This is a genomic window from Acinetobacter sp. LipI_19, from assembly GCF_058242925.1.
Genome location: NZ_JBZAYK010000001.1, coordinates 533,727 through 544,356, shown reverse-complemented (window position 1 = coordinate 544,356; position 10,630 = coordinate 533,727). Strand labels below are relative to the sequence as shown.

At 37.4% G+C, this 10,630-nt stretch carries 9 protein-coding genes; 3 read left to right on the top strand and 6 right to left on the bottom strand.

The genetic code is table 11. From position 1 onward, the window contains the following. Window positions 1-136: 136 nt before the first annotated feature. Complete coding sequence (locus AC4CVF_RS02645; RefSeq protein ID WP_336951795.1) at window positions 137-787, bottom strand: hypothetical protein; 651 nt, start codon at window positions 785-787, stop codon at window positions 137-139. A gap of 36 nt (window positions 788-823) precedes the next feature. Then, a complete protein-coding gene (locus AC4CVF_RS02640) occupies window positions 824-1,492 on the bottom strand; it encodes a YARHG domain-containing protein (RefSeq protein ID WP_419359411.1) in 669 nt (222 codons plus the stop codon). A gap of 206 nt (window positions 1,493-1,698) precedes the next feature. Between AC4CVF_RS02640 and AC4CVF_RS02635 the strand changes: the two genes are divergently transcribed. After that, complete coding sequence (locus AC4CVF_RS02635) at window positions 1,699-2,388, top strand: DUF2306 domain-containing protein (protein WP_262781024.1); 690 nt, start codon at window positions 1,699-1,701, stop codon at window positions 2,386-2,388. 38 nt (window positions 2,389-2,426) lie between these two features. On the opposite strand, the gene AC4CVF_RS02630 is transcribed toward AC4CVF_RS02635, so the two are convergent. From AC4CVF_RS02630 to AC4CVF_RS02615, 4 genes are all read right to left on the bottom strand, one after another. Beyond that, window positions 2,427-3,953 (bottom strand): flavin-containing monooxygenase, encoded by a 1,527-nt coding sequence (locus AC4CVF_RS02630; protein ID WP_490789906.1) that lies wholly within the window; start codon window positions 3,951-3,953, stop codon window positions 2,427-2,429. Window positions 3,954-4,234: 281 nt separating this feature from the next. Beyond that, complete coding sequence (locus AC4CVF_RS02625; protein ID WP_336951798.1) at window positions 4,235-5,080, bottom strand: SDR family NAD(P)-dependent oxidoreductase; 846 nt, start codon at window positions 5,078-5,080, stop codon at window positions 4,235-4,237. Window positions 5,081-5,107: 27 nt separating this feature from the next. After that, window positions 5,108-6,061, bottom strand: coding sequence for a metal-dependent hydrolase (locus AC4CVF_RS02620; RefSeq protein ID WP_034612487.1), 954 nt, complete (start codon window positions 6,059-6,061; stop codon window positions 5,108-5,110). A gap of 375 nt (window positions 6,062-6,436) precedes the next feature. Further along, window positions 6,437-7,393 carry a metal-dependent hydrolase gene (locus AC4CVF_RS02615; RefSeq protein WP_490788845.1) on the bottom strand — a complete coding sequence of 319 codons (957 nt, stop codon included), beginning with the start codon at window positions 7,391-7,393 and terminating at the stop codon, window positions 6,437-6,439. A gap of 716 nt (window positions 7,394-8,109) precedes the next feature. Here AC4CVF_RS02615 and AC4CVF_RS02610 point away from each other — a divergent pair. Next, entirely contained in the window at window positions 8,110-8,619 is a 510-nt protein-coding gene (locus tag AC4CVF_RS02610; protein ID WP_336951801.1) for a hypothetical protein, read from the top strand. A 384-nt stretch (window positions 8,620-9,003) separates the two neighbouring features. Next, on the top strand, window positions 9,004-10,629 hold the full coding sequence (locus AC4CVF_RS02605) for an NAD+ synthase (protein ID WP_336951802.1): 1,626 nt from the start codon (window positions 9,004-9,006) through the stop codon (window positions 10,627-10,629). Window position 10,630 lies beyond the last annotated feature (1 nt).

Below are 10,630 nucleotides of genomic sequence, written 5' to 3'. Positions count from 1 at the left end.
GTAATATGAATGCTGTGACTACCCTGCCTTACATTTTAAGTTTAATTACTTTGCACAGATGATGCTTCATTTTTCAGAGATGGAAAAGTGAATCCCATCTGATCGAATCACCGAGCACTGCAATCAACACGGGTACTTATAGTACGATTTTAATTTTTTCCGTTTTGGTTGTAACTTTTGCATTTTTACACGCATTGGATGATTGAATAGTTTTAATCACTTCATTGCTGGCGGATAAAATCTTTAAACTTGAAACAATTTCCCCACCCGTTTTACAATCTTCCTCACCCAACTTCTCACTAAAACGCCCCGGATCACTCGAAGATTCAGCAGTTACAATAATTTTAGCTTTCCATCCATCAAAATAGACTAAATCAGTTGTCTGGGAAACTTGCCCCTGACCCGAGCCTGCAGATTCTATTTCAATCAAATCGATTGGTTTTGCTCGATATTGCACCGTATGTACTGTGAAATCATTGGCTTGACCACCGAACTCAAGTATTCGAGATTGTTTTAGTTTTGGGCGCGTCAATATATAGCCTCCCCAAAAATTTCGTCCTGCATTTTCAAATGTTACACCAGAGAGATAAGCCAGCTCTCCTGACAACAAACGAACCTCTTTCATATAATCAATCATTATCGCTTTGGCGGGTGTAGCTTGAGAAGCGTTTAGGTTCGTTATACTGTTGATCACTGCTTGATCTGTAGGTGTTGCTGCAAAACTTAGGGCAGATGAACTTAAAACAAAAACCATAATACTCAATCGAACTGAAGGATAGTGAAGCATAAGATAAACTCTCAGATTTTGTGATTGATTGTGTGCTTAACGACCCCATTCCATTTTCGCCATATACGGGCGAATTTTTTTAATACGTTGGATATTGGTCTTTTCAATCTGAGTTAATTGATTTTCAACATTAGTACTGCATGGCATATACCAATTATCGTTAGCAAATTGAGAGGCAATCTCTTTATTGGCAAATGAATAACCATGACGCGCATAAATTTCATTACGCATCCAGTCCAGTTCTTCAGGAGGAATTTGTAGATCCTCATCTTTTAATAAACGTTGTGATGCAACTGGATAATCACCGACATCTTTTTGATAGCGACACTGTTGCGGTTTTAAATCAAAATATTTTGGTTTAACCTTAGCCGTTGTAGATTCCCAACTAGACTCCAACACATTCGGTTGATTCTGTTTTACAGTAAAGGTAAACACACCACTACTTGCTTTAGCGCCACTTTCTGTTGCGGTAATTTTATAGCCTTGTGAAGTTGTCTGTACTTCCCCTGAGAAATTTTGTTTATTTTTACCAAGAACACTATAGCCTTTGACCTGATTACGATCGATAGATTGGATGAAAACAGCAATTTTCTGCTCATCATATTTTCCAGACCAAGATTTTTGCAACTGTTGAATATCCAGTGCATAACTATTCTGGAAACCAATCATTCCTAATCCAACGAGTGTGATTAAACTTTTATTCATTGTTATACCTATTTGTTATGAAGATATTGGATGCATTTTCACATTGATTTTAGATTAAATTGTTTGCTTTGTGATCTACTTTAAGATAAATAAATCAGGATTCTCTGTGGTTTATTTTAAAATCTATGCCATACCCGAACATAAACATGCTGTTTCAACCTATCTTCCACTATAATTTCTCAATCACCATTCCATTATAAGCAGTGATGAACAAAACAAAAACTAACTTGGCATATTCAAGCTTGAGTCTAATTTCACTCGTGATCTATGCTTATTTATGCTATCTCATGGTCGCAATATGTCTACAATATTTCCCATGGCAAACTGATCAGCATTTTCTCTTGTTAAAGCAAGATGTAGTCAATACTCAACCTTGGCAGGCGGCTTTTAAAATCCATGTGATCAGCAGTAGTTTTGTACTCATCGCTGGATTTACACAGTTTTTCCGTGTCTTTCGCACGCGTTATCCCCGAATTCATCGCTGGAGTGGTTGGCTCTACATCATCACCATTTTGGGGCTGTCTTTACCCAGTGGCTTAATTTTAGCTTTTTCAGCGGCTGGAGGGTTATCCACACAAATCAGCTTTGTCTTATTAAGTTCACTCTGGGCGATCACCACCCTATCCGCTTTATACTTTTTATTGAAAAAGCGCTGGATTTTACACCGTGACTGGATGATCCGTAGTTTTGCACTGAGCCTTTCAGCGCTGAGCTTAAGGACATGGAAAATCGTGCTTTATGAGTTACAACCTTATTTTGATTGGTTAACCCCAATTCACATCTATCAGTTAGAATCTTGGTTAGGTTGGGTGGTCAACCTAATCCTAGCTGAAATCATTATTTTTGGTTTACATCGTCGCACAAGACAAAAAAATAAAAGCCCTAAATCAATTTAGGGCTCGCATAAAAAGTGTACAGCAATTGAATACTAAACTTATTTTTTACTCACACTATAATGGTTTAAATCTAGTTGTTTTAATTGGTTACGTAATTGTTGCAATGACCATGGCCATGCTGCAAAGTTACGACCATTTTCATCCAGATAATAAGACTTACACCCACCCGCATTAAATACAGTGGTTTTTAAATGTTTCTGCAAACGTTTATTATGCTGTGCAAGCACATCCGCTTTGATTTCAAAGCGAGTGAATTTTTGCTCACGCATTTTTAGCAAGCCATCAACAATATAGCCGACTTGTGCTTCCGCGATACCAATAAATGAATCATATACCAGAATGTTTGGACCGAGGACCAAGAACGCATTCGGTACATGTTCAATACTGGCACCCAAATATGCTTCAGGTGAACTATTTTTCCAACGCTCAGCAAGGACTTGACCATTGCTGTCATAAACTCGTTTACCAATTGGAGGATGTGAAACTTCAAAGCCTGTTCCCCAAATAATCACATCCACTTCATGACGTTCACCATTTGCTGCAACCACTGTATTTCCATCAATTTCAACCAAACCATGTGCAATCAGATTCACATTATCTTGTTGTAGTGCTGGATAATAATTGTTTGCAAACAATAAGCGCTTACATCCAATAGTAAAGTTCGGTGTCACTGCTTTACGCAAAGTTTCATCTTTAATTTGTAGTTTGAGTAATTGCTTACTTAGGAAATTAACAGGTTCCAATACTTTAGGATTACGCAATCCAAAGTTAATCCCATTTAAAATCTGTGCAATGCTATTACGCCAAGTTTGTTGAATGATTGGGAATCGAGAAATGATCCCTTTAGCCGTTTCGTTTAACTCCATATCCGCCTTGGGTAGTACCCACGGTGCTGTACGCTGGAATACGATCAGCTGTTTCGCTAAAGGTTGTACTTGTGGGATAAACTGAATTGCAGAAGCCCCTGTACCAATCACTGCAACACGCTGACCCGTTAAATCATAATCATGATTCCAACGTGCTGAATGGAACATTTCACCTTTAAAACTTTCAATTCCTTTTAATTTCGGCAAAGCAGGCTCAGTAATCGGTCCTGTCGTAAAGATCACTGTCTTTGATTGATATTGACCTTTAGAGGTTTCTAAGTGCCAAATATGTTGTGCTTCATCCCATTTGGCACTGATTAATTCATTATTAAATTCAATTTTCTCACCAAGGTCATATTTTTCCACCACCTCTTCTAAATAGCTTAGAATTTCTGGTTGCTTGGCAAATAAATGACTCCATTTATGGCTTGGTGAGAAAGAAAATGAATAAAGTGCTGAGGGTACATCACAACCGCAGCCCGGATAATTATTGTCGCGCCATGTTCCCCCCACACGACTGGCTTTTTCAAGTACCACATAATCATTATAGCCTGCTTGATTCATTTTATAAGCAGCAGCAATCCCTGAAATACCCGCACCAACCACGATGGTGTCATATACATGTACAGCATCTTTCTGCTGAGTTGTTGGAGCACTTTTCTCTGTGGGCTGTTCAAGCTTTTCAGAGGTAGACGCTATTTGAGTATCAGCTTTATTTTTAGCTTTAGACTGAGTTTGGACTTCAGCTTTAGCGGTATTTTCTTTCGCTGGCTTTGTAACAGTCTTTGCCTCGGCTTGCTTCTGAACTGACGCTTTTTCTTTAAGCTGTTTTGCTGCAAGTGACTTATCTTGTGCCATATTCGGTTGAGTCACCTGTTTAATATCTTCAACTGTAGTTTGGGTTGATTTTTGCTCTACGCTGTTCTCTTCAGGTAGCTTAGCTAAAGTTGTTTCTGTTGTCATTTTGATCTACTCGCAGCTTATTTGATGTATTTGTTAAATAATGGATATCCAATACCCAACGCTTTGGCATATAACGCGGGTGATGCACGTTTTAATATCCAAAACAGTTTTGCATCTGGCTGAGGAATGGTGTACAGCTTGCCTGCATCCAAATTATTTAAGGTTTTAACCACCACCTGATCACTGGTGGTAAATGCATGATTCATCAATAAATCATCTGCTAAACCCGCATAATGACCAGGCAAACGACCATTTTTCATAATATTTGTAGGCACTAATGTTGGACACAACACATTCACTCGAATGTTGTCACCGCGAAGTTCTGCTGAAAGAGTTTCTGACAATGCCAGCACACTGGATTTGGTCACGTTATAAGCGGTCATTTCGGGGGCTGCTGTATAACCCGCAGCTGAAGCAACATTGATAATAGCCCCATAACCTTGTTGCTTAAACTGAGGAACAAAATAGTGACAACCATGAATAACCCCCCAGAGGTTGACATGCATACACCATTGCCAATCTTCCAGTGAAACTTCATCAAACTTACCGCCCAACCCCACACCCGCATTATTAATGATCAGGCTTACAGGGTGATTCATTAATTTTTCAGCTTGTTCAGAAAGTTCTTTTACTTGCTCTTTCACACCAACATCACATTGCACAGCAAATGCTTTTGCTGACGTTCCTGATTCAATCAAACTGACAGTTTCTTTGGCTGCATCCAAATTTATGTCAGCACAAACAATTGTTCCTCCGCGTTTTGCAAGCTCCATTGCAAAACTACGTCCAATGCCACTGCCTGCGCCTGTCACAACTGCATAAGCACTGTAGCTCGGCTTAACTTTTTTAGAAAAAATTCCCATAAACTTTAAATCCATCTCTTTTAGGTTTTATGAACGCAATGCAGGATAAAACTCTTTCGTCAAATATGGCGTAAGAAGCCCTGTCTTTGGATTCAGCAGTTTCTCTTTGTAATAGTCCAGAAATTCAGATGTGTCATGATCATTTGGATGAAAATCGGGACGCAGATAATCAAAAATATGCTTAAAGCTACTGCCGTAGACCCCATCTTTTAAGCCAAAGATAAGGCGAAAATTATATGGAATTTCTTTCCAATAACGTAAGCTAATCAAGTTCTTAGGATTGCGATAGAAAGGCACTAAAAATGATGCAGCTGAAATCAGCACCAAAATTGTGATCAATGCGGGAAAGAATCCTGCAATACGCAATAAATAGTTATTGGATAATTCTTGAAACACATCGAAAGCAATATCCTTATGCTCTGACTCTTCAAGCATATGCCACATCCAAATTGCCCGTTGTTTTTCGTCTTGTGAACGGAAGAACACTTCTTCATGGTTCATCATGTATTCTGCAAGTACCGCCGTGAAATGCTCAATGCCTGCCATCAATGATAATTTCATTGGTTGTGGAAGACGCTCAAACCCATATTCAAATGCCCAGCCAGCCCAAGTACGAAAGAGTTTCACTGGCAAATCACGAATTAAATAAGCATCATTTAACTCTTCATGCATCTTTGAATGAATAGCCTCTTGACCGATCAGTGAGGTAACACGTTGCTTTAATAATGGATCGGTTATGAAATCACGATGATAACGTGCAGTATCAATTACGAGATCTTCACCACGGGTTAAAAAAATCGACAGTGATGCAAAATATGCACTTGCCAATTCTGCATCCATATAAAATCGGTGATCTACTTGCTCTGGATCAAAATCAAACTTCATATGTCGAATTGGAATAATCGGCGTTTGATTTTCCAGACTGAATGGTGCCGCAGCAAAAACTTTGGCTACGGCTTTCTTAATTGGCTTAGCGAACATAGCTGGTACTCTTTATTCATTTAATATGGCAATCCATTTCATCGTCTTAATGCTGATGACTTACAGATCGCCTTTTGAGTAAAAACTCTACTTTGATGGCTAAAAATTACGACAAGCCTTGTCAATTACCATTGGCACATGCATTCATTCGGTTTGCAAATTATGACAACCTTATATAATTGTCAGACAATCACTTTGAGAAGTTGCCTCCACTGATAAAGAATGTCCCTTAAAAACAATTTTTATGAGATGCTTGGTTAGAATCACAGCTTTAAAAAAAGCTTTTCCTTCAAAAAATTGATGAAAAAGTTCAGTATTGATCTACAACATCATTTTCATATTAAATAGAATGTTGAACGCAGAGACTGAATAGAATTACACCCGTAAAGCAGGTGTAAACGCTTTAACAAAATAAGGGGTGAGTGTACCTGTTTCAGGATCAAGTAACTCTTTTTTGAAATAGTCTAAAAGCTCAGTTGTATCATGATCATTAGGATGAAAGTCTGGACGTAAATAATCAAAAATATGACCTAAACTGCTACCAAAAACACCATTATCTCGACTAAATAATAAATCCCAACTGCCCTTTGCCTCTTTCCAAAATCTTAGACTAAAGGTATTCATTGGACGTCGTAAAAATGGCAACATCAATGCGCCAGCACCTACGCCTAAACCCAAAGTAATCAGCGCAATAAAGAATCCCGAAACTCGTAATGGATAGTTTGCAGACAGCACTTGATAAGTATCATAAGCAATATCTTTATGCTCAGATTCTTCCAGCATATGCCATAACCATAAAGCACGTGTCTTTTCATCGAGAGAATGATTAAAGATGTCTTGATGAGTCATGGCATATTGAGCAAAGACAGCTGTGAAATGCTCAATCCCAGCCATCATTGAGAGCTTTAAAGGTTGTGGGAATTTTAAAAAAGTATGATTAAAAACCTGTTCTGCTAAAAACCGATACAACTGCACTGGCAAATTATTTGGAATCATAGTTTCATTGTATTCTTCATGGACTTTTGAGTGAATTGCCTCTTGCCCAATCAAACTAGTCAAACGCTGTTTTAAAACAGGATCTTGTATTTGATCACGATGATGTCGTGCAGTTTCAATCACTAACTCTTCACCATAGGTCAAAAAAATTGACAGCGCTGCAAAATAAGCACTTGCCCACTCTTTCTGCATAAAAAATTTAACATCCATTTCATCCGAGCTAAATTTAAAATTGAAGTGACGAATCGGAATATTTGCAATCTGATCTTTTAAATCAGGCAATCGGCTTGGAAAAGCTTTTGCAAACACTTTTTTGACAGGCTTAGCAAGTAACATATAGCACCCATTGGTTATTTACGGAGCAAGGATTTGACTGAAACCAGTACAAATTCACATTTCAAGTAAAAATCATATTTATGTTTGAAAAAGTAAGTCATCTTGATTCAAATACCACTGACATTTCAGGTCAATCCATTGGCAATTTATGACTATTCAATAAAGTGTCTGACAAATAAGAGAGGAGATTGCCTCTACTGATAAATAATGACCTTTGTGGATAAATCATCACTTTTGACATGCTGACATCATGATTTAAATATTAGGTATGCTGAACCAGCAAAAGAATTGAAAAGAATAGGCAGAATATTAAACTGTAGAATTCTAAATTGTTATAAAGCTACATATGACAAAATCACCACTTATATAAAATCTTGGATGTCTCAATTTGCAATAAAGCGTAACAGTTATAAACGCTGAAACAGACAGGTGACTTTGTTGATTTACGCATTGCTTAAACTATACCCGCTTCCCTTTTATTGTGATTTACAAAGAGTGAAATCATTAAGAGATACTTAGTCACCCACACAATTACATTCTCTGAATCACTAAAACCAGTCAAATGAAGATTTATCAATAAAAAGTTCATTTCAGCCTATAAAAACAACAGACATTTTCTTTTATCATGGTGTTACTGAGTCACAGTTAATCTTTGGGTCAAACTGAATCAGTGCTAAACTTAATGATGTACTCTTTAAACAGAACAAAATTAAACAATGTTCAATTTCATTTGGCGCTTTGTACAGCTTCTCCAATTGGATCAATTCAAATATCGAAAATTGACAGATGGCGAAATTCGTATTAGCCAAAGTGTATTTGGAGATTTAATTGACTACAGCCAAGTCAAGGTGATGAATCATCCTTATTTACCGTGGCAGCCTGTTGGGATTTTGATGGCGCCCAATGGCTATATTCACTTAAAAGATGCAGACTATTGTGAAGACTTTTCCTGTATGAGCTTGGGTTATCAAGCTGTTTTTATTCATGAAATGGCCCATGTTTATCAATATCAGCGTCAAGAAAATGTATTACTCAAAGGTGCTATTTTACAATCCGCACTCTATCTAAGTTTTGGTAAATACAACCCTTATCGCTACACTCTGATTCAAGGAAAACCTTATTTTGATTATAATATTGAACAACAAGGAGATATTGCGAAAGATATTTATTTAAATCGAATTGAAAATATTATTCTGAATAAAAATTCAGGCAACTCTTCTATTTAATTGCTTTTTGATGCTAATTCAAACAAATAAAGTGATGTATTTCACAAAAAATATTTAAAGCTGATCTTTCCCAATATAAAATCCAAAAAAATAATGAAAAATCACTAGTTTCTATAAAAGAAATACTCTAAATTCATGAGGTCATTGATGGTGTACTGAATAAACTTGATGAATCACTAGCTTCTGACGTTTTTTTAGTTAAAATACTCAATGTCTGAAATTTTTGCCTTGCAAGAAAATAAAGATTTTTGATGATTTTTAATGATTTTATAGTTTCGCCCTTTGGCAATTTCTGTGATATCTATATACTTATGTTGAATAACTACATTTTAAAAATCAACAATTTGTGTATAAATTACCCTATTGGAATAGGATTTGGTTTAAATGAAAAGTTTTAAAATTGCTCTCGCGCAATTCTCTCCGTTCATTGGTGATATTGAGTCAAATGTTCAGAAAATGATTGAACAAGCCAATGATGCAAAAAAACAGAATGCTGAAATTGTTGTTTTCCCTGAACTTTCTATAATCGGTTACCCTGCCGAAGATTTGCTTTTACGCCCAAGCCTAGCAAAGCGTACAGCACAAGCTTTCGAAAAACTGTCTACTGTTAAAGACATTGTGATGGTATTTGGTTTTGCCAATCTTACTGATGATGGTCAACGCTATAATGCTGCTGCAGTGATGAAAGATGGTCAAGTTTTAGGTGTTTATAACAAACAAAACCTTCCTAATTACAGCGTTTTTGATGAAAAACGTTATTTTAATGAAGGCCATCAACATCTTGTATTTGAGTATCTAGGTCATAAATTTGGTGTACTCATTTGTGAAGATGTCTGGTCTCTAAATACTGTTCAACAGCTTGCTCAACTTAATGTGGAAAGTGTTCTAGTATTGAATGCTTCCCCATATGAAGTAGGTAAACCACAACATCGTATTGAAACGTTAAAAGAATTGGCAAAACAGCTTCACCTCAATGTTGTTTATATCAACCAAGTGGGTGGTCAAGATGATCTTATTTTTGACGGAACCAGTTTTGTCATTAACCATTCAGGTGAAGTTGCGTTACAAGCACCAAGCTTTAAAGAAGATCTCTACTTTGCTGACTACCAAATAGAAAACAAAGCCTATCAAGTGGTTGAAGCTGCGCCAGCATTAAACACTATGGCTGAGATCTATCAAGCTTTGGTTTTAGCAACACGCGACTATGTACAACGCTCTGGTTTCCCTGGTGTGATTTTAGGACTATCAGGCGGTATCGACTCAGCTTTAACCTTGGCAATTGCAGTTGATGCGATTGGCGCAGATAAAGTTCAAGCCGTGATGATGCCTTTTACTTACACATCACAAATTAGTGTGGAAGATGCCACTGAACAAGCAAAACGTATGGGTGTTACTTTTGGCATTGCCGAAATTCATCCTATCGTAAATAGCTTTATGCAGACCTTGTTCCCATTCTTTGGTAACTCACCTGCGGATACAACTGAAGAAAATCTTCAAGCACGTGCACGTGGTACATTGCTTATGGGCTTGTCCAATAAGTTTGGTAACCTTGTGCTTGCAACAGGCAATAAGTCTGAGCTTTCTGTAGGTTACTGCACACTGTATGGCGATATGGTAGGTGGTTTTGCTGTACTCAAAGATGTTTATAAAACTATTGTTTTTGAATTGGCTAAGTACCGTAACAGTATTTCTGAAACGCCTGTAATTCCTGAACGGGTTATTTCTCGTCCACCATCAGCAGAACTTCGTCCTGATCAAAAAGACCAAGACTCTTTACCTGCTTATGATGTACTTGATGCCATTCTATATGCATATATTGAGGAAGAACAAAGCCAAGAAGACATCATTGCCAAAGGTTTTGAACGTGCAATCGTGGAAAAAGTCATTCAGCTTGTTGACCGTAATGAATACAAACGTCGTCAAGGTTCAATTGGACCGCGTATCAGCTCACGTGCATTTAGCCGTGAACGCCGTTATCCGATTGTGAATGGCTGGAAAGCAGGTGTATAAG

Coding starts and splice junctions, on each gene's coding strand:
- AC4CVF_RS02645 (WP_336951795.1), bottom strand. CDS start 787: ATGCTTCACTATCCTTCAGTTCGATTGAGTATTATGGTTTTTGTTTTA.
- AC4CVF_RS02640 (WP_419359411.1), bottom strand. CDS start 1,492: ATGAATAAAAGTTTAATCACACTCGTTGGATTAGGAATGATTGGTTTC.
- AC4CVF_RS02635 (WP_262781024.1), top strand. CDS start 1,699: ATGAACAAAACAAAAACTAACTTGGCATATTCAAGCTTGAGTCTAATT.
- AC4CVF_RS02625 (WP_336951798.1), bottom strand. CDS start 5,080: ATGGGAATTTTTTCTAAAAAAGTTAAGCCGAGCTACAGTGCTTATGCA.
- AC4CVF_RS02620 (WP_034612487.1), bottom strand. CDS start 6,061: ATGTTCGCTAAGCCAATTAAGAAAGCCGTAGCCAAAGTTTTTGCTGCG.
- AC4CVF_RS02615 (WP_490788845.1), bottom strand. CDS start 7,393: ATGTTACTTGCTAAGCCTGTCAAAAAAGTGTTTGCAAAAGCTTTTCCA.
- AC4CVF_RS02610 (WP_336951801.1), top strand. CDS start 8,110: ATGTTCAATTTCATTTGGCGCTTTGTACAGCTTCTCCAATTGGATCAA.
- AC4CVF_RS02605 (WP_336951802.1), top strand. CDS start 9,004: ATGAAAAGTTTTAAAATTGCTCTCGCGCAATTCTCTCCGTTCATTGGT.